This window comes from Pedobacter jamesrossensis (assembly GCF_042650905.1).
Classification (GTDB): Bacteria; Bacteroidota; Bacteroidia; order Sphingobacteriales; family Sphingobacteriaceae; genus Pedobacter; species Pedobacter jamesrossensis.
Genome location: NZ_JBHSBY010000141.1, coordinates 1 through 24,820 on the forward strand (window position 1 = coordinate 1; position 24,820 = coordinate 24,820).

Genomic DNA, 24,820 nt, shown 5'->3' on the forward strand with positions numbered 1-24,820 from the left:
AGACACAAGATGAAAGAAGGCATTTTTGAAAATCTAATGAATAGAATGATCAAAAATCCACCTCACACATATAAAATGATTATCACTTAAACGCCTATTTCAAAAGTTTTATTTAAGTAATTGTTTAATTAGTAGAAAAAAAACTTTTTTTTGGTGGTTGCTGTAAAACCTTTGAATAGGCAGTTAGAAGATTGGGATTGTTATTTAGATAACTGATTTTACTTTCTTGAAGAAAGCTAATTTTAGAAATATGTGTTAATATAAAATCGACAGGCTTAACAATGTCTTCATTTTCATTATTTTCTTCATCACTGGTTTCAATTTTTTCGCTTTTATCTTTTTCTATCTCTTCTTTAGATTGAATTGAAGCTACAGGACAAATTACACTCGATACTATTTTTGCATTTACGCAAAGTAAAAGCAATAACGAGAGTAAGAATAAAAAGGAAAACTTTCCCATAGGAGTATTTGCTTCTGAATCGATTTGGACATATCTACGTCTTTAAGGAATATTTGGATTTTTAGATAATTATTTTTCAATAAAAAAGGCCTTTAATTTGTTATAAAGACATTTGGTATAACAATTTATTAAATTAATGAGGCGTTAAGCTTTTCAACTTTCTTTTTGTACGACCAATAGAAAACGATAGGGTAAACAAAAAGATTGAATATGGTATTGGTTACTAAACCGCCAATAACCACAATTGCCAATGGTTTCGATGCCTCCGAACCTATGCCTGTAGAAAGTGCTGCTGGCATTAAACCAATAGCGGCCATCATGGCGGTCATTAGTACAGGTCGAAAACGGCTCGCAACACCATCTTTCATCGCATCGGCAAAAGTCCACGTTGTGTGATGTTTTAGAGTTGCAATATTACTTTTAAAACGGGTTATCAGAATAACGCCATTTTGAACACAAATTCCAAATAGGGCGATAAAACCAATTCCGGCAGAAATGTTAAAGTTTACGCCAGCAATTAAAAGTGCTAAAATACCACCAATCATTGCAAAAGGTACGTTGTTTAGGACCAGTAAAGCATCACGAACGTTTCCAAATAGAACAAATAGGATAAAGAAAATTAGTAATAAGCTTACTGGTACAGCTTGAGATAATCTGGCCGTTGCTCTTTGTTGGTTCTCAAAATCACCCGCCCATTCCAGTTTATATTCCTTCGGGAGTTTAATTTTTGAATTTACTTTTTCTTGTGCTTCTGCAATTACACTCCCCATATCGCGACCTCTGATGGAAAATTTTATTGCACCATAACGTTTGTGTTTATCTCTGTAAATCATACTAGGCCCAGCAGTTTTGTGAATGCTGGAAATTTCGCCTAACTGAACGCTGGAACCAGATATTGTTGGAACCTGCAATTTTGCAATTGAACTTTCATCGTTCCTAAAGTCTTCGGGATACCTGATAATCAAATCGAACTTTCGTTCGCCCTCATAAATTTGCGTAGCAGCTTTACCGCCAATGGCCATTTCGATTACCGAATTCGCATCAGCGGCACTTACACCATAAAGCGCCATATTTTTCTGGTCTAAGTTAATTTGCAGTTCTGGTTGACCAAGATTTCTTAGAATTCCCAAATCTTCAATTCCATCAACTGTTTTAAGAATTTGCTCAATTTTCTCTTCCTCTTTCTCTATGTAATCGAAATTATCACCGAATAATTTCACTACAATAGAACCTTTTACACCAGAAACAGCTTCCTCAACATTATCAGAAATTGGCTGCGAGAAATTTAAACTTATCCCTGGAAAACCTTTCAGTTTTTCCTGCATTCGCTCTATAAGTTGTTCCTTTGTTTGCTTACGCTTCCATTCTTTGCGCGGGTAAATATCTACGTGAAATTCCATATTGTAAAAGCCTGTTGCATCTGTGCCATCATTTGGTCGGCCAGTTTGCGACACAACTTGCTTTACTTCATCAAAACTTAAAAAGATTTTTCGCATATCGTTCGATAATTTTTTGGTTTCATCAAGCGATATACTTAAAGGTCCAGTAGCTCTTACATAGATAGAACCTTCATCCAAACTTGGCAAAAATTCTGTTCCCAAAAAATTAAAGCTAAATGCGCCAGCAACTAAAATTATAATGGAGATGCCAAAGGTTAGTCGCTTTTTGTTAAAACAGGCGTCATAAAATTTTAAGGTAACTCTTGTAAGCCATTCTAAAAAGATGTTGTGTTTTTCTTTCACGTTCTTTTTTAGGAGCAAACTTGCCATTGCAGGTACTAAAGTAAATGTTAGAATTAAAGCACCTAAAAGCGCAAAACTCAATGTCCAAGCTAAGGGAGAAAACATTTTACCTTCTACTTTTTCGAAAGTAAAAATTGGGAGTAATCCCGTAATGATAATCAGTTTGGCAAATGAAATACCTTTTCCATTTTCTAAAGAAGCTTGTTTTATGATGCCCAGCTTGCTCATTTTATTAAAACGCTCCATTCCAAACTTTTTTGCCTGATGGTCGAGCGCAACGAAAATCCCTTCGACCATTACCACAGCACCATCGATAATAATCCCAAAATCTATTGCGCCCATTGATAAAAGATTAGCAGGCATTCCCTTCATTTTTAAACAGATAAAAGCAAAAAGTAGAGCTAAAGGAATTATGATGGAAACAATCAAAGTTGTTCTCCAATCGGCCATAAATAGGAATACAATTAGGGTTACAAATATGATTCCCTCTAACATATTGCCCATTACAGTATGTATCGAATAATTAACCAAATCTTCACGGTCGTAAAAAGCCTTGATTTGAACATCGCCAGGAAGGATATTTTTATTGATGTCTTGAATTTTTTCTTTTAAGCGAGTAATCACATCACTTGGATTTCCACCTTTTCTCATTACCACAATGCCTTCAACAACATCGGGGTCGCGGTCTCTTCCGACTTGCCCAAGCCTTGGTAAAGCCGATTCAGCAACTTCGGCAATGGTTTTTACATAAACTGGCGTTCCATTAATGTTATCAACAACAACATTTTTAATTTCATCGATGTTGTTTAATACTCCAATACCGCGAACCACATAAGCCTGGCCACCTTGAACAATTACATCGCCACCAACATTTATATTACTTTTAGAAACGGCATCGAATAATTCAGTGGCACTAACTTTATACTGGATGGCTTTTTGCGGGTCGACTGTAATCTGGTAAGTTTTTACTTCACCACCAAAACTTACCACATCTGCAATTCCAGAAACAGAAAGCAATTCGCGTTGAATTACCCAATCTTGCAAAGTTTTTAGTTCACGAACAGATTTTTTATCGCTGGTTAAAGTGTATCTAAAAATTTCACCCGTTGGTCCGTATGGAGGTTGTACTTCTGGCTGAATACTTTCTGGTAAATCTGCTTCTTCGAGGTGATTGTTAACCTGTACTCTAGCTTCGGCATAATCTACATCATCTTCGAAACTTACCTTTACAATTGATAAACCAAAAAGAGATGAAGAACGAATACTCGTTCGCTTTTCTGTAGGGTTCATCGCTATTTCTAAAGGCCGACTTACAAATTTTTCTACTTCTTCGGCACTTCTGCCTGGCCACTGTGTAATTATGGTAATGTTAGTATTAGTAACATCAGGAAAGGCATCAATTGTGGTGCTTTTAAAGCTTAAATAACCTGCAGCAATTAATATAAACGTACTAAAAAAAATGAAATACTTATTTTTAAGCGCAAAACCGATAATATTTTTAATGAATTTATTCATTATCTGAAATTTCTAAATTGATGGAAAATTATTGTCCTTTAAGGCTTTCGAAAAGAAAAACCTGTTTAGAGGCGATGACTAAATCGCCAGCATTTATACCTTTGCTGATGTAAATTTTATTTGCAGTTTTTCTTCCAATTTCGATTTCCCGCACGCTTACCTTTTTATTCTTATTTAGAACAAGGAGGTAGTTTTTATTTTCATCAAAAATTACCGCATTAGCATTTACAACTGGTAAATTGCTACTCGTGCTTGCCGAAACTTTCACTGTTCCAAGCATTCCAGGTTTTAGCGAAAAACCTGGATTTTGAATAATTACTCTTGCATTCATCACTTTCGTTTCCTGGTCAATCAGGTTGTATAACTTGTCTATTTTTCCTGCGAAAATTTTATCAGGATAAGAAAGTGTAGATAGTTTGACCTCATCACCAGCTTTTATTTTTGAAATATCCGATTCATAAATATTTATCATTGCCCAAACGGTTGATAAATCGGCAATTGTAAAAAGACTTTTATCATTGTCGGCTCTTAGCTGCATATTATCTGTAACATTTTTCTCTATTACAAAACCTTTTATTGGAGATTTTACAGCATAAAATCCATTTTTGCTACCTCCGTTTAATCTTAATACCGAAGCCGAGCGCTTTGCCTCTGCTTTCTTAATTTGGTAATCATTGCGGGCATCTTCCAACTCTTTGGCAGATGATAAACCACTTTCGTACAATTGTTCTGCTTGTTTCATGGTTCGATCTGCACTTTTTAATTCGGCCTGCGCAGAGATAACTTCTTTATCAAAACCTGCCATTTCAGCACTGTTTACGGTTGCCAATACTTGCCCGCTCGAAACTTCATCTCCCAATCTAACTGCAACCCGATTAACCGTCCCGCTAACCATTGGAAAAAGTTCAGACCTGCGCTCTTCATTGGCGGTAATTTTTGCCGAAAACGTCAAGTCGGTTTTATTATTGGCCTGCCTAACGGTATCAATTACCAATCGGTTTAGTAGCGAATCGGTAAGGACAAATTTTTCTTCTGGTGTTACAACTTTATGTTCGCTGCAAGAAAAAAATAATGCCGTTGAAGAAATGATTATGCCTTTAAAAAGGTTTTTATGGATGATTTGCATATTGCTTATTTAAAGATGTTTGTGCCGGTAACAAAATTGATTTCTGCTCTCGAACTCATGCGGGCTAATTCGAGTTTGTTAATTTGAAGCGTATTGTCTTTGTAGGATTCGTATAAGTCGAGAAATTCGATTAAACTGATGTTCCGTTCTCTGAAATTTTTAACCAAACCTGTAATTATTTTATTAAAACCTGAATTAAAATAGGGGTCGATTTCTTTTAAACTTTGCTCATTTCTGATGGCGGTTTGGTAGCTGTTAAAAACTTCATTTTCGAGAATCAACTCTTGCTTTTTAACTCTTGTGTTTGCGGCATCGATACCAATTTTCACCTTTTTAATTTCACCCTGATTTCTGTTAAAAAGCGGGATTGGAATTTTAATACCCAAGCCTGTGTATTTCTCCGGATAATTTCCTTTCAAATCATAACTTAAAGAAACTTCTACATCAGGAATTGCCATTACCTTTTGAAGCTTAAGGTTTGCTTCGTTATACAATAAATCTGTTTTTGCTAATTTTAAATCAGAACGATTGTTTCTTGCAGAATCGAGGAGTTTATTGTAGGAAAAATTTGTAATCGACTGATTTTGTGTTTTTTCAGATAAAAGTAATGTAATTGGAGTATAAGGTTTTAGCCCGCACATTAACCTCAAATCTCTAAAGTCATCTTCAAGCTCATTTAAAAGTTCTGTACGTTCTGCTTTTAAGCCAATTAACAAAGATTTTATGCGGATAACATCTTTTGCGGCAACATTTCCAGCCATTAATTGGATAGTGTAAGCCTTTAAAAGTTGTTCTGTAGGTAAAATTTGATTATTGAAAACGGTGAGTGATTGCGAAGCAAAATAAATTTTGTAGAAGGTGTTTTGAAGCTCGAACTTCATTGTGCGCATTAAATCGAAATATTCAAGCTCGGCCAGTTTTACTCCGGTTTGAGCCAGTTTTATATTTTTATTTCGCTTATCAGCTAATTTTACAAGCTGAGAAATTGAAGCCGAGTATTGTCCATATTCGTATGATGTTTGTAGGAATTTTTTGGTTTCGTGGTTGTAGAATAAATTCTCGTATTCAAGCTCTGGATTATCGAAAAGTTTAGCCGTAATAATTTCTGCTTTTGCGCTTTCAATCTGATAATTACTTAATAAAAGTTCGTAATTGTTTTTAAGAAATAGATTTTCTACCTGCGTTATATTTAAACGTAAAGTGTCGCTTTGTGCAAATGTTGTAGTGGCTTGTATTGCAAAAAGAAATAAAATCAGTAGCTGTATTCTTCTCATTCGGCAAATCTATTTTTACCGAATTAAAAGGGAATTAAATCGAAATTAAAAGCAGATTAAAGTTTTGGTAGAGAAATTGTAAATGTTGTTTTGCCGATAGCTGATGCTTTAATACTTCCCTTAAAAAGTGCTATTATTTTTTGAGCCATATACAAGCCCATTCCTTCGCCTTTTTTTCCACTTTCTTCCGATGTTGTGTAAAATGGCTTGAAAATTTCATTCTGCTTTTCTATTGAAATACCCTTTCCTTCATCAATTATTTCGATTAAAAAATGCCCGTCCAAATATTTTAATTGGCAAATAACAGGCTTATTATCCGAAAATTTAAAAGCGTTAGAAATAATATTATCAATTGCAATTTGAAGTAAAACCGGATTGGCTAAAACAGTTGTTAAGGCTCCATTTTTATTGATAAATTTAAAGGGAAGTGTTTTTGACTCTTTCCATTCTAGCTCTATTTGAGTAAGTAATTTATTTAAATCGACGGGAGCAATTTGCGAATTTATTATTTCCACATCCATTTTTGCCAAAGTTAAAAGTCCGGAAATAATGTGGTCCATTTTCTCGGTGTCTTCTAACATTTCTGACAAAGCTTTTTGGTATGCAGAATTTGGTCTTTCTTTCGAAAGTGTTAACTCTGCGTTCATCATTATTCGGGTAATTGGGGTTCTTAACTCATGCGAAGCATTAGCTACAAATGTTTTTTGTAAGATAAAAGCTTGTTCCAGCTCTTCCATTAAGCGATTAAAGCTTTGGGCGATTAAATTAATTTCATCCTTATTACGGGTTTCTTTAACTCTAAATGCCATGTTTTTTGAGCCGACCTGTTTTACATCAAGCATGAAGCGATTTAATGGTTTTAGCATTTTCTCGGCTGTCCATCTACTTAATAATAAAACCAAAATTGAAATCAGAATAAAAGTAAAAACCATTATTTTAAACAATTTATTTAGTCTGTTTTGCGAGCCTTCATCTGTTGCCGAAGCCAGAATAACGAAATCGCCCTGGTTATCCTTATAGTAAATTCCAACCACCTGATGTTTGCCATCGGTATATTTTAAGTGGCCATTTTTACGAACTTTATTGATGGTTGCATTCGTCCAATATTGTGCAGAATCGCTAATAAAAGTTGCCTGGTTTTTGTTATCATAAATTCGGATAACTTCGCCATTAAGTTTCTGTAAATATTTATGGCGAATGCTATTTAATGCATCCCGACTAATTTCATCGGCTTCTAAATAAAGCTTAGCCGTAACCATTGTTCTATCGGTTAAACGTTCGAAAAAATCCGCTTCTAAAAATTTCATAAAAGTGAAATACACAGTGAACAAAACTGCAAATAGCATAGAAGTACTAATGAGCGTAAAGTACAATGCAATTCTGTCTTTTATTTTCATTATTTCAAAATGTAGCCCATATTTATTTTGGTGTGAATAAGTTTCCTTTCAAAATCCTTATCAATCTTTTTCCTCAAAAAATTTATATAAACATCGATAACATTAGTGCCGGTATCGAAGTTAATATCCCAAGCTTGTTCTGCAATAAACCGTCGTGATAATAATCGGTTTGGGTTACGAAGAAAAAGTTCGAGCAAGATAAATTCCTTTGCGCTAAGGTTTATTACTTCGCCAGAACGGGTTACTTCTTTGCTATAAGTATCCAAACAAAGGTCTTGATAGCAGAGTTTTTGGGTTTCTTCTTTATACAAGTTGAAATTACGTCGAAATAAGGCTCCAACTCTCACCAGAAGTTCTTTTAAATGAAAGGGTTTTACTAAGTAGTCATCAGCACCAGCTTCAAAAGCTATAACTTTATCATCAACCCCACCCATGGCCGTAAGCATTAAAATGGGGTTATTTAAGTGATTTTCTCTAAGTTGTTTGCAAAGCTGAATACCATTAATACCAGGCATCATAATATCGATAATGTACAAATCAAAATCCTTTTCTGTGAATAATTCTAAAGCTTGGATTCCGTTGAAAGCAAATTCGGCTTCATAGTCATTTTCTTCGAAAGCTGTTTTCAGCAACTCTGCAATTTTTTTATCGTCTTCGGCAATTCCGATTCTTGGCATAAAGCAAAAGTAATCATCTCATTTTAAAAGACGATGTGCAAGTCTGAATATGGCATATGTAAATATACCTGAAGTTAAAAATTTCATAAATCTTTATCTTAACATTAATGCTCTATTTTGAACTTTTATCATCAATTGCAGATGATAAAAACCATGTGGCATTTTTTGTGTTAAGACTGAAACTTACAACTTATGAATAATAAGATTACTTTACCAATTTGGACAATGCTAATTCCTGCATTAGGAATTGTAGCCTACTTGCTTTCCAACCTCGATTTAGGCGTTTTTATAAAAATTGTTTTGGCGTTTATGCTAATAGGCAGTGTATTGGCTTCAGTGCATCATGCAGAAGTTATTGCACACAAAGTTGGCGAGCCTTTTGGCACAATAATTCTTGCGATAGCGATTACGACTATTGAGGTTGCGCTAATTGTTTCTTTAATGCTGAGTGGCGGAGATGGGGTAAAGGAGCTTGCGAGAGATACAGTTTTTGCAGCCGTAATGATTATAATAACGGCGATAGTTGGTATTTGCCTTTTAAAAGGCGGCATTAAATTTAAAGAGCAGGGTTACCAATTACAAGGTGTAAATACGGCTTTAATTACACTTATGGCCATTGTTGTGTTAACTCTTATTTTGCCCAATTTTACCATTAGTGGACCAATAGGCGAGTACAATACCAATCAACTTATCTTTGTTTCTATAATATCGTTGGTGCTCTACGGGGGATTTATTTTTGTGCAAACGCATCGTCATCGCGATTATTTTTTGCCAAAAGATTCAACATCAGAAGATGACCATGCGGTTGAGCCTAATAAAAAAACAGCAACGGTTAGTCTTATTTTTTTGTTGGTTAGCCTAGTATTGGTTGTATTAATGGCAAAATATCTGTCTTACGATTTAGAAAATATTGTGGTAAGTGTGGGTGCTCCAAAATCTTTAGTCGGTGTAATTATTGCTGCAGTTGTACTGTTACCCGAAGGGCTTGCCGCTTACCGAGCTGTTAAAATGAACAGGCTACAAACCAGCCTTAACTTGGCTTTAGGTTCTGCATTGGCGAGCATTGGTTTGACAATTCCAGCTGTTGCAATTGTTTCTATTTTAATGGATATGCCGTTGGTATTAGGCGTCGATGCAAGGTCGACGGTTTTACTTTTGCTATCAATGATTACCCTTGTTTTTACATTAGCTACTGGAAAAACGAATGTGCAACAAGGTGTTGTGTTGTTGGTCATATTTGCATCTTATCTTTTTTATACAATTGTGCCTTAAATAAATCATACACGCATGCAATGTATTTTGATTAATTTTTTTCTTTGCTTTTTTGAGCAAACTCGCTTGGCGTTTTGCCAAACTGCTTCCTAAATTCCAAACTAAAATATTTTCTATCGTTAAAAAAGTGATGCATAACTTATACGATGGGAATCAGAATTTTGATAAACAAGGCTGGCTGGTTTTGGGTTTTAATGGCCACCAACCTGAGGTTGCAGATACTTATACTTCTACGGGAAGTTTGTACATGGCAACATTAGGGTTTTTAACACTTGGTTTGCCAGCTAATCATGGATTTTGGAATGACGAGCCAGCACCTTGGACTAGTTTAAAGTCATGGAAAGGTGAAGAGATAAAAAAGGATTACAAAGTTTAATATTAAGAAACTGTTCAAATTTCGAGAGATAATTTTCGGGTTTACTAAAACCAAATAAGCAAGTAAATACTCGATGCAATTTGAACAGCTTCTTGGATATATGCAATTATGCAAAATCAAGCCACAAACTATCTGCTTGATAATCAGTAATGCTTGCTGCGGTGTTTTGAAAACGCAAGGCGGTAACCAATGATGCTACTTCCTGCCTAACCATTATAATACAGTTTTCTGCTAATTCTTTTCTAAATCCTTTTTCCTGAAGTTCTATTACGTAACCTATACAGATAACTCTTGCAATTATTTTTCCAAGTTCAACCAGTTTTCTTTGCGGTAATTGGTCGTCGAGATTAAATGCTAATTCTGTTTTAAAATAATCAACGGCCTTAATAGTTAAAGAAAAATCACTTAGAAATGCATACAGCTGTACTTGCTTTAGCTTTTTCATCGACTTAATAATTATTTCTGCGATTTGTGCATAAAGCATTTCGTTCGAACCTTCAAAAATCTGAAAAGGACGACTATCCATAATCCCGCGACCACCAATATGGCTTGTTCGATAACCTTTAGCTCCCGATAATTGTACAAGTAATTGTGCGCTTTCTTGCATAAGATCTGTTACAACCGTTTTCATTGTATTGGCTTCCAGTCCTTCGGTAGCAAGATTGTTCTGAATGCCACTTATTGATGAACTTTTGGCGCACATTGCAGAGCAAATTGTGTATGCAGATTGTAAGCGGGAAATTTGATACTGTACATTATCCATGCACAACAAATTCCCGGTTCCAACTTTTCTGTTGAAGCAATGGTCATAGGCTTCATCAAGCATACGCTTAATAAACCCCATTCCCATTCCTGGGAACTGCATTCTGCTTCGATGCAAAATATCCAGCATCATTTTAATGCCTGTGGTTTCGGGCTGCAGCTTAAAGTTTTTTGGAACAGTAATGTCCAATTTATTTAATCCATAAGGTATAATATACAAGCCTGCGTTATCGTAATATTCTTCTACAACAATCTGCTGGCCTACTTTAGAATTATCACATACAAAAAAATCAATATCTCTTGCTAATGAGCCATCGCTACTTTCACTTCGCGAAGCAATAAGCCAATAGTTAGCCATCCCTGTAAGGCCTTGCCAGTGTTTAGTGCCCTTAATTTCGTATCCGTTAGGTGTAGCTTTGTTTACGGTTTTCATATTTAGTGCATCGCTGCCAAAATCTGGTTCAGTAATCATTAAACCGCCCATGTTTTGCTCAAGCAAAAATTTATCGAAAATTTCTGATTTAATTTCATCGTCGCCATACTTAGATATTGGTTCTAAGAAGAGTGCAATGTTAATTCCGAATGTTAAAGAAAGCGATAACGACTCATAAGACGCAGCAGATAGTATTCCAAGACATTCTTTAACTAAAGATCCTCTGCCACCATACTCTTTAGGAATGGCTACAGATAAAGGAACATTATCCATTATTCCTTTTAATAATTCTGGCGGAAGGCCTCTTTGAAGGCTTAGCTGATCGATATTGTATTCATCTTGAAATAGATGTTTTAACCGCTGCTCAAAGTTTTTAAGGAATTGCGGAAACTCCGGGTTATTGTTTGTCATTCTTATTTTTTAGTCTCTGGGCTAGTTATATATTTATTCAAAGGGCTTTCTCTATACAAACTCCTCCTTATAAAAGTTTGATTTTAAATAAACTTTATATAATTAATACACATGTTAAAGGGAAGAGCGGGGTTGAGTGATTTTCAAGATGGATACCTTAAATAGGCTTAAGCGCTTATATTAAAGTAATTTTTCTCACTCAACCTGTTTTTTTTCAAGATACAAGAATATTATCAAATAATCGTTTTGAGCTGGAAATATTTACTTTGCTAAATTTTAACAGAAAAAATGATTTTTAAATTGGCTGAAAGACAGCATTTCTTCACGTTCAGCTACACTTTTATCAATAAGCAAAACCATTACTTAGATTAGGTATTCTTTGGCAAAACATTAAAACAAAAATCCCGTTTTGGTTGGACTTTGATCATGAGATTTGCATGTAAATTGTATAAATATCTTGCGTCTTTTTCTACGGTTTTGCTAGATTTAAATACTTAGGTTTTGTTTTTCAAACAGGCTGATGATTTGAGCCTGGCTTTTGATAAACTGCTCTTTAAGCTCGAGCATTTTGTTTTTTTCTTGTAATAGCCCTTTCAAGCGAATAATTTCCTCGGCAGTCTTTTGTTTTTTGTTGTTTTTTATCTTTGAAAAAATATCTCCAGATTCATAATATTCAAAGAAATTATAGTTCATAACCTCACTAATTCTTGCCAAAAGAGCTACATCAATATTAGCGTTACCCAATAATTCCTGTGTTTTGGTTTTACCCATTTCTAGCGCATGTGCAAGCGTCGAAACCGACATGTTTTGCGCTTTCATCTCTTTCCAGATCATTAAGCCGATGTGAATACTCATATTTTTTTTGAAATTACAAAATCGAAATTCTATTTGATGAAGTTTTTTGGTAATGATAATTAGTCTAAATACACCTGATAGCCTCTCTTATTGAGAAATGTCAATCTGTTTGATGTATTGATGAGATGATGAAATAGCCAAGCTCTTTACTCCCTATTTTCCTGTGTTAATTTTTCGAGTCTTTCAAGGTTCATAAATTTGTTCACCTGAAGCACACGTTTACCATATGGCGTGAAATATTGATGGCTTTTTAACATTTTGTAATTTAGCTCGTTCCAGTCCCCGTCAGAAAAAACCATATCCAGAATAGTTGACCATTCTTTTCTAAGCGCTTGTTCATGTGCAATATAATCGCTTCTTGAAAAATGATAAAAGTCTGCATCGCAGATGATCTCCTCAAGTTTGGTGCTCGGCAGCTGAGGGTATCTGGTTGCCAGTATACAATTTTTAATTTTCTCGATTTTAGATTCTTCTACCAGATGCTGTTTTAAAAACATTCCTGCCAGATTGGCGCTCTCATTTTCATGATCTTGATAGCGTATTCCGTATCCAATATCATGAAACCAGGCAGCGATAATTACGACCTCAAAATCTTCCCTGCTCAAGGCTGACTGACTGCCGATTTCGATTGTGGCTTCCACAACCTCCATTGTATGTTGGATGCTATGAAAATACAGACCAGAGGATAACTTGGCCTTAAGGAATGTTTCTACAAACTCACGAACGCTGGCTATAAGAGCAGAACACAAAATATCGTTTATCTCGGTTGTATCTTGATTCATTTCGGCAAGGTAGTTGCAAATACTGAAGATATATTGAAGTTTGATCGTATTGTCTGTTAATTAATTTTTCTCTTGTTATGCCAGAACTTCAGATTCTCTTCAATATCTTCATGCATATTTGATATTATGAAAATTCTTCTGGTTGAAGACGAATTAAGCCTTCAGAAAAGTATTGAAAGCTATTTAACAGGTGAGGGGAACATTTGCGTATGTGCCTCTACCTATAAGCTGGCCTTTGAGAAACTAAGTATCTATGAGTACGATTGTGTTCTGCTCGATCTTAATCTACCGGACGGGGAAGGTCTGCAACTATTGAACTACCTCAAACGGATGAATAAACCAGAGGGAGTAATCATTATTTCCGCAAGAAATTCAATCGATCAGAAAATTGAGGGGCTTGGAATGGGAGCAGACGATTATTTGACGAAGCCTTTTCACCTTTCCGAACTCAATGCAAGGATACTCGCTGTAGTGAGAAGGAAGAGTGCTGCAGGAGGGAAACTTATCGCTTTTAATGAAATTTCTATTGATCTTGATAGCAAAGAAGTATCCGTTTCTGGTAAGATCGTTCATTTTACAAGAAAGGAGTTTGACTTGCTCCTTTACTTTATCGCCAATAAAGGAAAAGCCATCTCAAAATCTGCTGCGGTAGAACATATATGGGGTGATGATGCGGATATGGCTGATAGCTTTGATTTTATCTACACCCACATCAGGAATATACGCAAGAAACTAACCGATGCAGGCAGTGCCGATTATTTTCATTCTGTTTATGGTGTAGGTTATAAATTCGCTCAATCATGAAACTCTTTACCCGTTATAATATTATCCTTCTGCTTATAAGCATCTTTGGACTCGCACTAATAGGCTACCTTTTTTACAAAACCCAAACCTTTTATCTAGATAAGCAAATAGATCACGATATGGTCGAAGAGGTTATGGAGGTAAAGGAATACGCTGAAAAGAATATTTTTTACGAGCCCCATGAGTTTGAGGACCTAATTGTACAGTATAAAAGTATCAGTAACCTTCAGAAACATCCAGTTATCATTTATGGAGATACTGTGTTGTATAATCCGGTAAAGCACCAGACCGAGCGGGCAAGATATTTGAGAACTGAACTTAGTTTGATTGGCAAACCCTATCAGGTAATGGTGATTGCTTCAAAGGTTGAACGTGAAGAGCAAATCAAAAGTATTTGCCTGATTATACTCCTTCCGGTGATACTGCTTGTTGGAGTTTTATTACTGGTTAATAGGATTATGATTCGTAACCTTTGGAAGCCATTTGAAAAACTTATAGAAAATATTACCGCTTTTAACCTCAGTCAGGAGAAGCCTTTTGAACCAGTTGATACTTCAATTAGTGAATTCAGGACGCTCAATGATGCAGTTGTATCTTTATCTAAAAAGATACGTACGGATTATCAGGAAATTAAGCTTTTTACCGAAAATGCTTCGCATGAAATGATGACGCCATTGGCAGTAATTAATTCCAAGCTGGATATGATGCTTCAGTCTAGCGACTTGGGTAGTGAGGGAGGAGAGACCTTAGCTGAACTGTATAGGGCAACTTCCCGCTTAACCAAACTTAATCAATCATTGCTACTACTGGTTAAAATAGATAATAGCCTGCTAAAAGACCAGGAGCAACTTGATATTAAGGAACTAATTGAGGATAAGATCAGCTATTTTCAGGAACTCATTCAAAAACGTGGCCTGCAGCTAAAGACAAATTTAGAGGAGGCTAGTATATTCTCTTCCCATCAATTGATGGACATTCTGATCAATAACCTCTTTAGCAACGTTATCCGCCACAATTATGAACGTGGGAATATCGAAATTTCCCTAACAAGCCATAAACTAAGCTTTAAGAATACCGGCCACAATAAGGCGCTTGACCCTGAGAAAATATTTGAACGCTTTTATAAGGATAATGCCAGCGAGGGAACTGGTTTAGGGCTTTCTATACTTAAACAGATCTGCCTGAAACAAAATTTTAATCTAGAGTATCACTACGAGACAGATCTCCACGTATTTACCATAACCTTTTAAATTTTATACTATGGCAATCATCGAACCTAAAAGAGCCGACATCTCCAGCCCACAAAAAAATAAGAGGTATTCTCGTAGCCTCAGGTTCTGGCACTGGGCAAATACCCTTATTATTTGTGGTTCGCTGCTAACGGTACTGGTAAATTCTACCTTGCTGGATAGGAGTCAGGCTACTTTTTTGAAAGCCGAACTCCAGCAATCTGGGACAGCCATTACTGATCAGCAAGCCAGAGGTTTTACCCACAGCATGGAAGATCAGGTATGGGGCATTCATATTTATTTTGGATACGCGTTGGCAGCATTACTGCTTTTTCGGATAGTCTCTGAAATTTTCAGCACTAAAAAGAGTAAATTATTCGTCAAACTAAAATCGGCTTATACTGATTACTTTATCATAAAAAAGGAACGAGAACTTGCCATGCATGAATTGGTGGTTAAATCACTTTACCTGTTTTTTTACCTACTACTATTAATTATGGTTACCACTGGCTTATTGCTCGCATTTGAAGATAGCACCGGCATTTCGACGGATGTTAACCATTCCGTAAAGGAAATTCACGGTTTCTGTATGTACCTGATTTTAGGTTTCATCACCGTGCATGTGGTTGGTGTTTTTCTTGCTGAGCGAAAGGATAGCAAGGGAATAATCTCCGATATGGTGAATGGTGGTGAGGATAATGAGCAATCGTTATGCATATTTTGATGTCATATTGAAACATTGCGAATCATTATTGGCTATCATAAAGCACAAGATCTTAAAAGTTCAGCGTTCATTTACAATATACTCAGAATTAGCGATGGAGTTCTGTAAGATTGGGCTTCTCTAGAAATGTTATTAATTGTTAAATTAATTAAATGTTCACCAAAACTTCAGAATGTCTTCAAAGTTTATCACTTAATTTGTTACAAAGTTTACTCTTCTGGTGCCTTAAAGTTTGGAAGGTATTAGCAGCGGAAATTTAATTGACAAACAAAAATCTTTTCTATCGACAAAAAATCTACAAAAGTTTTGATAAACCCGAATTAATCGACACATCATTGTGCTTCATTGGGGTTTGGCTTCAAAAATATGTAATGCTGTTAATTTTAGTGAAATAAACAAAACATGGATAGAAAAGACTTTTTAAACAGCATGGGTATGAGTGCTGCAGCATTCGCTTTGCTAAATTGTATGGGTTGTAAGAAAACCGACATTGGCTCATCTCCTGATACTATTGGCCCATCAGGTATAAACTTTACAATCGATTTAAGTTTGGCAGCAAATTCAGCGCTATTAGGCAATGGTGGCTCATTAATATCTAATGGATTAATTGTGGCTCGTACAAAAACGGGAAGTTATATCGCTGTGCAACGCTCTTGTACTCATGAAAGTTATACATTAACTTATCAGTCGCCAAATAGCAGATTTTACTGTCCGAACCATGGTGCAACTTTCTCCGAAGGTGGAGCCGTAACCAACGGACCAGCAACACGCTCGCTTACTGTTTACAACACCACTTTAACTGGTACTTCACTTAGGGTTTATTCTTAAAAAAAATGAAAATATTATTCATCTCTCTACTTGCTTTCGTTTTAACCCCCGCAATATGGATGGGGAATTTTGAAGAAGCACAGAAAACAGCGAAGGCATCGCATAAAATAATCCTAATCAATTTTTCGGGCTCGGACTGGTGTGGTCCCTGCATCAGATTGAGAAAAGAAATCCTGGAGTCAGCGGCTTTCGAGGATTATGCAACAAACAAATTAGTACTGGTGCGTGCAGATTTTCCCAGGCAGAAAAAAAATCAGTTGCCCAAAGAGCAGGTTAAGCTTAACGAAGCGCTAGCAGAAAAATATAATCAAGATGGGAAGTTTCCATATACTTTGCTGGTTGATGAGAACGGTAAAGTACTTAAAACCTGGGACGGTTTTCCTGATGAATCACCGACAGCCTTTGTGAAAGAAATTTCTACTTTATCCAAATAAGATGTCTGCAGTAGTTTCAGTGAATAGGATTCTAAAACTCATGGGTAACCGCTTTGAGTTTACGGTAATTGCAGAAGATAATTACTCGGGAAATGAGGCGATAGATCTCGCCGTAGAAGAGGTTCGCCGGATTGAAGCTTTACTGACTACGTTTAAGGATTCTAGCGAAACTAACCAGATAAATGAACATGCAGGAATCAGTCCTTTCAAGGTTTCCGAAGAGGTTTTGCTTTTGATTGAAAGGGCTGTAAAAATCTCAGAAATTACCGATGGAGCCTTTGATATCACTTATGGTTCTATCGACAAGAGTCTGTGGAACTTTGATGTAAACATGAAAAGCCTGCCCGATGCACAGTTGGCAAGGGAATCAGTAAGCCTTATTGATTACCAGAATATTATCCTCAATAAAAGCGACAGATCAGTTTTTCTGAAAAATAAGGGCATGCGTGTAGGTTTCGGTGGTATAGGTAAAGGATATGCTGCTGACATGGCAATGAAGGTTTTAAAATCAGCTGGAATAAAGGCAGGGATTGTAAATGCTGCAGGAGATTTGGTAACCTGGGGGCAACAACTTGACGGGAAAGACTGGACGGTGGGAATTGCAGATCCCGATCAGACAGACAGGCCTTTCTCTGCACTAAAAATAAGTAATATGGCTATAGCCACCTCCGGAAATTATGAAAAGTTTGTAATGATTGACGGTAAACGTTATTCTCATACCATTGATCCAAAAACTGGTCTTCCAGTTAGTGGTGTTAAAAGTGTAAGCGTGATTTGTCCAAGTGCCGAACTAGCAGATGCACTCGCTACCCCGATCGTTGTTATGGGTGTAGAAGTTGGGCTTAACCTCATAAATCAGCTTCAACAGGTTGCCTGTATCATTATTGATGATGATGACAGAATGTATACCTCTAAAAATATTAATGTTAAATACTGATATGAAATTTTCTAAAAAAATAGTTTTTAATGGATTTGTTAGTGTGCTAGCAATATCCTTTTTGGCCTCTTGCGCAAGTGTAAAGCCCTACCAGAAAAACAAACTCAACGATTCGGATATGATTCTTTCTTCCAGAAAGGTACAGAAGTTTGAGCAGAGTTTTCAGCTTTATCGCGAAGGCGCCTCAGGCGCAAATGGAGGTAAAAGTGGTGGTGGTTGTGGTTGTAATTAATATTAGCTAAACAAGAGAATGAGAAAGATTTATCTCCACATTGTGTTTATGTATCTTGGTATATTAAGCACGTATGGACAAAGCAAAAATATCCCGGTTCGCACCGATACCACAAATTATCAATCGAGAAAGCTAAAGATCGATGAGGTAAATCTGGTCTCCGCTTACTATCATCAAAATGGTAACAACTCTGCGGTTACGGGCGGAATCGGAACAGAAAAGCTCAGTGATTTTGCAAATACAATTGATCTTCAAATGTCAAAATTTAACAAGAATGGCAAGAAGAACACTTTTCTTTTTGAACTTGGTGTAGATCATTACACCTCTGCATCTTCAGATAAAATTGATCCAAGTACAATTTCTTCTGCATCAAGTGCAGATACTCGTATTTATCCATCTTTAAATTGGACACATTCCAACGAACAGACAGGAAATTCATTCGGTTTCACTGGTTCTTATTCTACAGAATTCGATTATCAATCACTTGGAGCTGCATTCAATTTAACTCGCCTATCAGCAGATAAAAATACACAGTTCGACATGAAATTGCAGGCCTTTCTAGATCAATGGACGGTAATTTTGCCTATAGAGCTCCGAACGGGCAATGCGGGTAAAGGTGGAGAACAGTATGACACTGCACCAAGAAATTCTTTTAGTGCCTCCTTTTCACTATCGCAGGTTATCAACCAGAAGTTTCAGGCTTCACTGATTCTTGAACCGTCCTATCAACATGGGCTGCTCGCTACTAAGTATCAGCGTAATTATTTTACAGATGGATCCTTGCGCTCGGAAACCCTGCCAGATAAGCGTTATAAATTGCCAATAGGATTACGTATGAACTATTTTTTAAATGATCAGTTCATTATTCGTACTTTTTATCGCTATTATATGGATAACTGGGGCATACGGGCTCATACAGCAGAGCTGGAAATACCCGTAAAAATTAATGCATTTTTCTCTGTAAGTCCGTTTTATCGTTATAATAACCAAACAGGTACTAAGTATTTTGCTCCTTACGGACAACATCAGTCTTCAGATCAATATTTTACCAGTGATTATGACTTGTCAACACTTAGTAGTGATTTTTATGGTGCAGGAGTTAAATTTTCACCGCCAAAAGGTGTGTTTGGATGGCAGAGACTTAATACCCTTGAACTTCGTTACGGACATTATTCACGCTCAACCAGCTTGGTTTCTAATATTGTAAGTCTGAATTTAAAATTTAAATAGTAATACTATGTTGATTTTTATCGATTGCAACAATAGTGGTTAAGGTATTTTGAGATAAGAAATACCTAACCAAATTTTCAATTAAGGAAATATTGAAGTATAACGAAAAGAGTTTGTTAAGTTATCGGAGCAGTTATGGGCAATTGTAGATTTATTAAAGGGGGAAGGTTTAGCCCTTTACCAGCAAAAATGCCTAATGGTTGGCAGTACCTGGCTAAGTGATTCTAAGGAAATTAAAAACCCTTATTTCCCTAAAAATATGCTCACTTGTGGAGAAGTAATAGCAACAAAATAGATTAAAAATTTAAGTTAATTATAAATGCAGGATGATGGATGTCTCCTGCATTTTTTTAATTATACAAATAAGCCATTCAAAGTATTACCAAAAACTACTGTATTCTGAAAAAAACGGAGGTCAATATGTAGATTTTGGACATTGAGAACGATTCATTCTGGAATTAAAATTTCGAGAAAAAAGTTTAGCTGTATCATCTATGTCTCATAATGTAAAGAGAAAATAGGTTGTTGTGGGAAGTATAAATCAAAATATTTTATTTAAAAACAAAATTCTAAAACAATTTCATTTCTATTGTGTTGATTATCAATATGTAAACTTTAGATATACCATGATTAGAAAGGGAGAGATAACCGGATTGCATGCACTTAAAAGAATAGGAATAATTACAGATGAGAACGGTGAAGAAATCTCCTTTGAGTGCGATTTACTTCATAATTTGTCTGTTGGTAACCAAGTTTCATTTAACATAGAAGAATTGACTAAGGGCCTTTTCGCAGTAGACGTACAACAACTTGATTAACTACTTCTTATGCTTTAATTCTGCATCTCCATATCAATTCCGTATAAACCCATATTTGCGCCTCTGTTGCATTTACCACGATGATAAATATCCTGTTGCGCTTTTACTTTATTCGAGTCATCTCCTTTCCATATCTCAAGCGCAGTTTGTTGAAGTGCCCGTCCGAATGAAAAAGTTAGTTTCCATGGCTGGTTTGATTTTGAGATCTGGTTCATGGCGTTGAGTCTTGAGGAAGCTTCTTGTGCAGATTGTCCACCCGATAAAAATGCAATACCTGGAACTGCAGCCGGAACGCATTCCATTAGACATTTGATTGTATCCTCTGCAATTTTTTCTGTTGTTTTCTTTTCGCCCGAATCCTGCCCAGGAAGAATCATATTTGGTTTTAGAATCATATCTTCAAGCGATATCTTATTAAGATACAGTTGTTCGAATACCGTACTGATTACTTCTCTGGTTACCTTAAAGCAGGTTTGTGATGAATGGCTGCCGAGCATCATTACCTCAGGTTCTACAATTGGAACCAGCCCGCATTCTTGGCAGAGAGCAGCATAGCGAGCTAATGCATTAGCGTTTGATACAATACAGTTTTTTGTTGGGGTTCCCTGACCAATGGATATTACTGCCCTCCATTTAGCAAATCTAGCTCCCATCTTCATATATTCCTTCAACCGATATCGCAATCCGTCCAGTCCTTCTGTTATTTTTTCGCCCGCGAATCCCGCGAGATCTTCCGTGCCAATATCAACCTTAATTCCAGGAATGATTCCTGAATCTTCGATAATCTTGACAAAAGGAATTCCTGCCTCATCACTTTGGCGGATGGTTTCATGGTATAGAATTACCCCACTGATGCTTTCACTAAGTCCGGCGGTCTTTATTATCAATTCCCTATAAAGACGCCTGTTTTCTTCCGTTTGAGGAATTCCTGTGGCTGCGAAACGTTTATTGCAGGTGGAATTCCGCTCATCCATCGCAAATAACCCTTTATTATCAGCAAGCAGTGCTTGGGTTATTTCAGTTAGGGTTTTAAAATTCATGCTTTTACGTTCCATTTCCATTCCAGTATTTCGGGCATATCTTTTCCGTATCGGTTTACATAATGTTTATGTTCAATAAGTTTATCTTTTAGCTGCTGTTTTAAATAAGCCCCTTTGCTGCCCAGATTTGGTGCCCGGTCAATAACATCGATAACCAAGTGGAAACGGTCAATCTCGTTCTGTACCCTCAAGTCAAAAGGCGTTGTAATCGTACCTTCTTCTTTATAGCCCCGAACATGGAGATTGCGGTTGGCCCTACGGTAGCTGATACGGTGTACCAGCCATGGATAGCCATGAAAGTTGAATATAATGTGTTTATCTTTAGTAAATATTGAATCATAATCAACTTCACTCAAGCCGTGTGGATGTTCTGAACTGGATTGCATTTTCATCAAATCGACGACATTAACTACCCTGATCTTTAATGCTGGCAGATGTTCCCTCAATATCGAAACTGCGGCGAGGAGTTCCAAAGTTACCGTATCTCCACAACTAGCCATAATTACATCAGGTTCTGAGCCCTGGTCATTGCTTGCCCATTGCCATATTCCAATGCCCTCCGTACAGTGTATTTCGGCCTCTCGCATGTTCAGCCATTGAGGAAGTGCATGTTTTCCGGCAACAACAACATTTACATAGTGTTTTGTGCGAAGACAGTGATCGAACACAGAAAGCAGGCAGTTCGCATCTGGTGGTAGATAAACTCTAACAATGTCTGCTTTTTTACTAACTACATGATCAAGAAAGCCGGGATCCTGATGGGTAAATCCATTATGGTCTTGTTGCCAGACATGTGATGCTAAAAGATAATTCAGCGAAGCAATATTACGTCTCCATGGAAGCTCCCTGGTCACTTTCAGCCATTTGGCATGCTGGCTGAACATGGAATCCACGATGCGGATAAATGCCTCATAGCTGTTGAAAATCCCATGTCTCCCAGTAAGCAGATACCCTTCCAGCCAACCCTCGCACTGGTGCTCGCTGAGCTGAGCATCCAGTATTCTTCCAGATGGAGAAAGAAATTCATCGTTGTCCTGCATTTCTGCATCCCATTGGCGGTTACTGACTTGAAAAACGGCACCCAAAAGATTGGATAAAGTTTCGTCAGGGCCAAATATTCTGAAATTAGCTTTGTTGAGCTTGATAATCTCGCTCAAGAATTTTGCTAATACCATAGTGTCTTGTCCCTGGACTGATCCAGGTGATGGTATATCAATTGCATAAGTACGAAAATCCGGTATTCTGAGGTCTTCAAGCAATAGTCCACCATTGGTATGGGGATTAGAACCCATACGTCTGTCTCCTTTAGGTGCAAGCTCTGCAAGTTCCGGAATCAGCTTGCCTTCTTCATCGAAAAGTTCTTCAGCTCTATAGCTTTTCATCCAGTTTTCTAATAGTGCAACATTTTGTGGATGTTTTTCGTCTACAAGGATTGGAACCTGATGCGAACGAAAGGTACCTTCATTTTGCAGGCCATCTACAATTTTTGGACCTGTCCAGCCCTTTGGCGAGCGGAGCACGATCATCGGCCATCGAGGTCTGCTGTTATCAGATTTCGTTCTGGCGTTACGTTTAAACTCAAGTATCTCTGTTACGGCTTTTTCCGTAGCAATCGCCATTTCCTTGTGCATTTTTTCAGGATCATCTCCTTCAACAAAATAGGGTGTCCATCCACATCCCTTAAAGAACTGTTCAAGTTCTTCATGTGGTATGCGTGCCAATAGTGTCGGATTACTGATTTTATAACCATTCAGGTGAAGTATTGGTAGTACGGCTCCATCAGTTATTGGGTTTAGAAATTTGTTTGAATGCCAGGCAGTAGCCAAAGGACCGGTTTCTGCCTCTCCATCACCTACAATACAGGCGACAATAAGGTCGGGGTTATCGAAAACAGCTCCAAAAGCATGGCTCAGTGAATAACCTAATTCGCCACCTTCGTGGATAGAACCGGGTGTGCTAGGCGCAACATGACTGGAAATTCCTCCAGGAAAAGAAAATTGAGTAAAAAGCTTTTTCATACCTTCTTCATCCTGACTAATGTTCGGGTAAACTTCACTGTAACTACCCTCCAAGTAGGTATTGGCGACTAGAGCAGGTCCTCCATGCCCAGGACCGGAAATGTAAAACATGTTCAAGTCAAATTTTTTAATTAACCGGTTGAGATGGACATATATAAAGTTCTGACCAGGAGTAGTTCCCCAATGGCCAACAACAATGGGTTTTACATGAGATAATAACAGTTTTTCTCTGAGCATCGCATTGTCATACAGGTAAATCTGTCCGACGGAGAGATAGTTGGCAGCTCTCCAGTAAGCATCCATTTTGTTTAAAAGTTCAGGAGAAATCTGTTCAACTTCAGCGTTTAATAATAATTCTTCCATTCTATTTATGTGTTTTAAAGCTTAGTATATTCTAAATAGGTTTTGTCCTAATCAGCATTGAGCAGAACGTGTCCGATATTATGAAATAGGATTGTAATACGTTATTGTGTTTCCATTTTAACATCCATTAAAAATCTTCTTGGCGTTAGAAGGGTGATTTGTTTTGAAAGGTAACCTGGGTACTATACATTTTCAAGAGCAATCCGGCTATCAAATGGCGCATTCCTGAAAAATGAGGCAGTAAGTCCGGTAACTTGTTTGAACTGCCTTGAAAGATGTGCTACACTACTGTAATTCAATAAGTATGAAATTTCCGTGAGGTTTAATTCATCGTAGAGTATAAGTTCTTTTACACGCTCAATTTTGTGGTTGATAATGTAATGTTCGATAGTCATTCCAGTTTCCTGCGAAAATACATTGGCCAGATAGGTGTAATCATGCTCAATCTTTTCGCTGATGTAATTAGAATTTTTTACTTTGGGCAGCTCTTCTGTATAATGTACCATATCGATAATCGTATTCTTGATGCGCTCAATTAGCATGGCTTTTTTATCTACCATCAGCTCAAGACCAAACCTTATCAGTGCTGTCTTCAGTAGTCTATACTCATCTTTGGTTGGAATATCTCTCATCTCAACCTCTCCAAGTGCTATGTTTTCATACTTCAAGCCAATCAGCTCAAGCTCATTTTTTACGATCATCTTACACGGGTTGCTGACCATATTCCTGATATGTAATTTCATAGTTGAATCGCTTATGATTGATTAAATACTAAAAAGCCTTTTAAAGGCACGCTGGCCATTCAACAAAATTCAATATTGAGTACTGTTTTGAGAATGACGCTCGTCATGCGGATTGTAGATGTTCATCATCAATGGGTAACTCGGGGATTGGTAAAGCAGCAGCCCCGGAAGCTTCGCGTGAAGGAGCAACTGTTTTTATTGCTGATCTGGCATTGGGTTATTATCATCCTTTACCATTGACGAAAATCTCAATACTGAATGACCCGTATCATTTACTAATAAAGAGAATAGAAAGACATTTATGGATTAATAATCCAAGGCGAAGCAAATACAACATA

The 24,820-nt window shown here is 36.9% G+C and carries 23 protein-coding genes; 11 read left to right on the forward strand and 12 right to left on the reverse strand.

The features are described 5' to 3' along the window. Nucleotides 1-124: 124 nt before the first annotated feature. The 6 genes from ACFOUY_RS17870 to ACFOUY_RS17895 form a co-directional block, all read right to left on the reverse strand. Nucleotides 125-460 carry a hypothetical protein gene (locus ACFOUY_RS17870; protein WP_378962588.1) on the reverse strand — a complete coding sequence of 112 codons (336 nt, stop codon included), beginning with the start codon at nt 458-460 and terminating at the stop codon, nt 125-127. Between the two features lie 128 nt (nt 461-588). After that, on the reverse strand, nt 589-3,717 hold the full coding sequence (locus tag ACFOUY_RS17875; RefSeq protein WP_378962589.1) for an efflux RND transporter permease subunit: 3,129 nt from the start codon (nt 3,715-3,717) through the stop codon (nt 589-591). Nucleotides 3,718-3,745: 28 nt separating this feature from the next. Next, nucleotides 3,746-4,843, reverse strand: a complete 1,098-nt coding sequence (locus ACFOUY_RS17880; protein WP_378962590.1) for an efflux RND transporter periplasmic adaptor subunit — start codon at nt 4,841-4,843, stop codon at nt 3,746-3,748. 5 nt (nt 4,844-4,848) lie between these two features. Continuing rightward, nucleotides 4,849-6,117 (reverse strand): TolC family protein, encoded by a 1,269-nt coding sequence (locus ACFOUY_RS17885; RefSeq protein WP_378962592.1) that lies wholly within the window; start codon nt 6,115-6,117, stop codon nt 4,849-4,851. A 56-nt stretch (nt 6,118-6,173) separates the two neighbouring features. Continuing rightward, nucleotides 6,174-7,514 (reverse strand): sensor histidine kinase, encoded by a 1,341-nt coding sequence (locus ACFOUY_RS17890; protein ID WP_378962593.1) that lies wholly within the window; start codon nt 7,512-7,514, stop codon nt 6,174-6,176. Then, complete coding sequence (locus ACFOUY_RS17895) at nt 7,514-8,191, reverse strand: response regulator transcription factor (RefSeq protein ID WP_378962594.1); 678 nt, start codon at nt 8,189-8,191, stop codon at nt 7,514-7,516. The genes ACFOUY_RS17890 and ACFOUY_RS17895 overlap by 1 nt, the downstream gene beginning before the upstream one ends. Before the next feature lie 192 nt (nt 8,192-8,383). Here ACFOUY_RS17895 and ACFOUY_RS17900 point away from each other — a divergent pair, with 192 nt between their 5' ends. Then, nucleotides 8,384-9,463 (forward strand): calcium:proton antiporter, encoded by a 1,080-nt coding sequence (locus tag ACFOUY_RS17900; RefSeq protein ID WP_378962595.1) that lies wholly within the window; start codon nt 8,384-8,386, stop codon nt 9,461-9,463. A 130-nt stretch (nt 9,464-9,593) separates the two neighbouring features. Next, a complete protein-coding gene (locus ACFOUY_RS17905; RefSeq protein ID WP_378962596.1) occupies nt 9,594-9,839 on the forward strand; it encodes a DUF2264 domain-containing protein in 246 nt (81 codons plus the stop codon). 106 nt (nt 9,840-9,945) lie between these two features. On the opposite strand, the gene ACFOUY_RS17910 is transcribed toward ACFOUY_RS17905, so the two are convergent. The 3 genes from ACFOUY_RS17910 to ACFOUY_RS17920 form a co-directional block, all read right to left on the reverse strand. Next, nucleotides 9,946-11,445 carry an acyl-CoA dehydrogenase family protein gene (locus ACFOUY_RS17910; protein ID WP_378962597.1) on the reverse strand — a complete coding sequence of 500 codons (1,500 nt, stop codon included), beginning with the start codon at nt 11,443-11,445 and terminating at the stop codon, nt 9,946-9,948. Nucleotides 11,446-11,931: 486 nt separating this feature from the next. After that, on the reverse strand, nt 11,932-12,300 hold the full coding sequence (locus ACFOUY_RS17915) for a hypothetical protein (RefSeq protein WP_378962598.1): 369 nt from the start codon (nt 12,298-12,300) through the stop codon (nt 11,932-11,934). Nucleotides 12,301-12,446: 146 nt separating this feature from the next. Further along, the gene (locus ACFOUY_RS17920) at nt 12,447-13,082 is read right to left on the reverse strand and encodes an HD domain-containing protein (protein WP_378962599.1); all 636 of its coding nucleotides are present in this window, start codon (nt 13,080-13,082) and stop codon (nt 12,447-12,449) included. 126 nt (nt 13,083-13,208) lie between these two features. Here ACFOUY_RS17920 and ACFOUY_RS17925 point away from each other — a divergent pair, with 126 nt between their 5' ends. The 9 genes from ACFOUY_RS17925 to ACFOUY_RS17965 all read left to right on the forward strand — a co-directional run bounded on the left by ACFOUY_RS17925 (nt 13,209) and on the right by ACFOUY_RS17965 (nt 20,318). Continuing rightward, entirely contained in the window at nt 13,209-13,886 is a 678-nt protein-coding gene (locus ACFOUY_RS17925) for a response regulator transcription factor (RefSeq protein ID WP_378962600.1), read from the forward strand. Further along, nucleotides 13,883-15,136, forward strand: a complete 1,254-nt coding sequence (locus ACFOUY_RS17930) for a sensor histidine kinase (RefSeq protein WP_378962601.1) — start codon at nt 13,883-13,885, stop codon at nt 15,134-15,136. The genes ACFOUY_RS17925 and ACFOUY_RS17930 overlap by 4 nt, the downstream gene beginning before the upstream one ends. Before the next feature lie 10 nt (nt 15,137-15,146). Further along, on the forward strand, nt 15,147-15,839 hold the full coding sequence (locus tag ACFOUY_RS17935; protein ID WP_378962603.1) for a cytochrome b/b6 domain-containing protein: 693 nt from the start codon (nt 15,147-15,149) through the stop codon (nt 15,837-15,839). Nucleotides 15,840-16,241: 402 nt separating this feature from the next. Then, nucleotides 16,242-16,667 (forward strand): QcrA and Rieske domain-containing protein, encoded by a 426-nt coding sequence (locus tag ACFOUY_RS17940; RefSeq protein ID WP_378962604.1) that lies wholly within the window; start codon nt 16,242-16,244, stop codon nt 16,665-16,667. Between the two features lie 5 nt (nt 16,668-16,672). Beyond that, on the forward strand, nt 16,673-17,101 hold the full coding sequence (locus tag ACFOUY_RS17945; protein ID WP_378962605.1) for a thioredoxin family protein: 429 nt from the start codon (nt 16,673-16,675) through the stop codon (nt 17,099-17,101). Nucleotide 17,102: 1 nt separating this feature from the next. Continuing rightward, the gene (locus ACFOUY_RS17950) at nt 17,103-18,038 is read left to right on the forward strand and encodes an FAD:protein FMN transferase (RefSeq protein WP_378962607.1); all 936 of its coding nucleotides are present in this window, start codon (nt 17,103-17,105) and stop codon (nt 18,036-18,038) included. Between the two features lies 1 nt (nt 18,039). Continuing rightward, nucleotides 18,040-18,270 carry a DUF4266 domain-containing protein gene (locus ACFOUY_RS17955; RefSeq protein ID WP_378962608.1) on the forward strand — a complete coding sequence of 77 codons (231 nt, stop codon included), beginning with the start codon at nt 18,040-18,042 and terminating at the stop codon, nt 18,268-18,270. Between the two features lie 18 nt (nt 18,271-18,288). Further along, nucleotides 18,289-19,500 carry a DUF3570 domain-containing protein gene (locus ACFOUY_RS17960; RefSeq protein ID WP_378962609.1) on the forward strand — a complete coding sequence of 404 codons (1,212 nt, stop codon included), beginning with the start codon at nt 18,289-18,291 and terminating at the stop codon, nt 19,498-19,500. Nucleotides 19,501-20,027: 527 nt separating this feature from the next. Further along, complete coding sequence (locus ACFOUY_RS17965) at nt 20,028-20,318, forward strand: hypothetical protein (protein ID WP_378962610.1); 291 nt, start codon at nt 20,028-20,030, stop codon at nt 20,316-20,318. 14 nt (nt 20,319-20,332) lie between these two features. Here ACFOUY_RS17965 and ACFOUY_RS17970 read toward each other — a convergent pair whose 3' ends face one another. From ACFOUY_RS17970 to ACFOUY_RS17980, 3 genes are all read right to left on the reverse strand, one after another. After that, a complete protein-coding gene (locus ACFOUY_RS17970) occupies nt 20,333-21,379 on the reverse strand; it encodes a class I fructose-bisphosphate aldolase (RefSeq protein WP_378962611.1) in 1,047 nt (348 codons plus the stop codon). Then, nucleotides 21,355-23,739, reverse strand: a complete 2,385-nt coding sequence (locus tag ACFOUY_RS17975; RefSeq protein WP_378962613.1) for a phosphoketolase family protein — start codon at nt 23,737-23,739, stop codon at nt 21,355-21,357. The genes ACFOUY_RS17970 and ACFOUY_RS17975 overlap by 25 nt, the downstream gene beginning before the upstream one ends. Nucleotides 23,740-23,921: 182 nt before the next feature. Further along, the gene (locus ACFOUY_RS17980; protein WP_378962614.1) at nt 23,922-24,440 is read right to left on the reverse strand and encodes a helix-turn-helix domain-containing protein; all 519 of its coding nucleotides are present in this window, start codon (nt 24,438-24,440) and stop codon (nt 23,922-23,924) included. Between the last annotated feature and the right edge of the window lie 380 nt (nt 24,441-24,820).

Bases quoted from the DNA above. Each gene is read 5' to 3' on its own strand.
- ACFOUY_RS17890 (WP_378962593.1), bottom strand. From the start codon at position 7,514: ATGAAAATAAAAGACAGAATTGCATTGTACTTTACGCTCATTAGTACT.
- ACFOUY_RS17940 (WP_378962604.1), top strand. From the start codon at position 16,242: ATGGATAGAAAAGACTTTTTAAACAGCATGGGTATGAGTGCTGCAGCA.
- ACFOUY_RS17980 (WP_378962614.1), bottom strand. From the start codon at position 24,440: ATGATCGTAAAAAATGAGCTTGAGCTGATTGGCTTGAAGTATGAAAAC.
- ACFOUY_RS17885 (WP_378962592.1), bottom strand. From the start codon at position 6,117: ATGAGAAGAATACAGCTACTGATTTTATTTCTTTTTGCAATACAAGCC.
- ACFOUY_RS17955 (WP_378962608.1), top strand. From the start codon at position 18,040: ATGAAATTTTCTAAAAAAATAGTTTTTAATGGATTTGTTAGTGTGCTA.
- ACFOUY_RS17960 (WP_378962609.1), top strand. From the start codon at position 18,289: ATGAGAAAGATTTATCTCCACATTGTGTTTATGTATCTTGGTATATTA.
- ACFOUY_RS17970 (WP_378962611.1), bottom strand. From the start codon at position 21,379: ATGGAAATGGAACGTAAAAGCATGAATTTTAAAACCCTAACTGAAATA.
- ACFOUY_RS17930 (WP_378962601.1), top strand. From the start codon at position 13,883: ATGAAACTCTTTACCCGTTATAATATTATCCTTCTGCTTATAAGCATC.
- ACFOUY_RS17975 (WP_378962613.1), bottom strand. From the start codon at position 23,739: ATGGAAGAATTATTATTAAACGCTGAAGTTGAACAGATTTCTCCTGAA.
- ACFOUY_RS17900 (WP_378962595.1), top strand. From the start codon at position 8,384: ATGAATAATAAGATTACTTTACCAATTTGGACAATGCTAATTCCTGCA.
- ACFOUY_RS17915 (WP_378962598.1), bottom strand. From the start codon at position 12,300: ATGAGTATTCACATCGGCTTAATGATCTGGAAAGAGATGAAAGCGCAA.
- ACFOUY_RS17945 (WP_378962605.1), top strand. From the start codon at position 16,673: ATGAAAATATTATTCATCTCTCTACTTGCTTTCGTTTTAACCCCCGCA.
- ACFOUY_RS17920 (WP_378962599.1), bottom strand. From the start codon at position 13,082: ATGAATCAAGATACAACCGAGATAAACGATATTTTGTGTTCTGCTCTT.
- ACFOUY_RS17870 (WP_378962588.1), bottom strand. From the start codon at position 460: ATGGGAAAGTTTTCCTTTTTATTCTTACTCTCGTTATTGCTTTTACTT.
- ACFOUY_RS17875 (WP_378962589.1), bottom strand. From the start codon at position 3,717: ATGAATAAATTCATTAAAAATATTATCGGTTTTGCGCTTAAAAATAAG.
- ACFOUY_RS17905 (WP_378962596.1), top strand. From the start codon at position 9,594: ATGCATAACTTATACGATGGGAATCAGAATTTTGATAAACAAGGCTGG.
- ACFOUY_RS17880 (WP_378962590.1), bottom strand. From the start codon at position 4,843: ATGCAAATCATCCATAAAAACCTTTTTAAAGGCATAATCATTTCTTCA.
- ACFOUY_RS17895 (WP_378962594.1), bottom strand. From the start codon at position 8,191: ATGCCAAGAATCGGAATTGCCGAAGACGATAAAAAAATTGCAGAGTTG.
- ACFOUY_RS17935 (WP_378962603.1), top strand. From the start codon at position 15,147: ATGGCAATCATCGAACCTAAAAGAGCCGACATCTCCAGCCCACAAAAA.
- ACFOUY_RS17910 (WP_378962597.1), bottom strand. From the start codon at position 11,445: ATGACAAACAATAACCCGGAGTTTCCGCAATTCCTTAAAAACTTTGAG.
- ACFOUY_RS17950 (WP_378962607.1), top strand. From the start codon at position 17,103: ATGTCTGCAGTAGTTTCAGTGAATAGGATTCTAAAACTCATGGGTAAC.
- ACFOUY_RS17925 (WP_378962600.1), top strand. From the start codon at position 13,209: ATGAAAATTCTTCTGGTTGAAGACGAATTAAGCCTTCAGAAAAGTATT.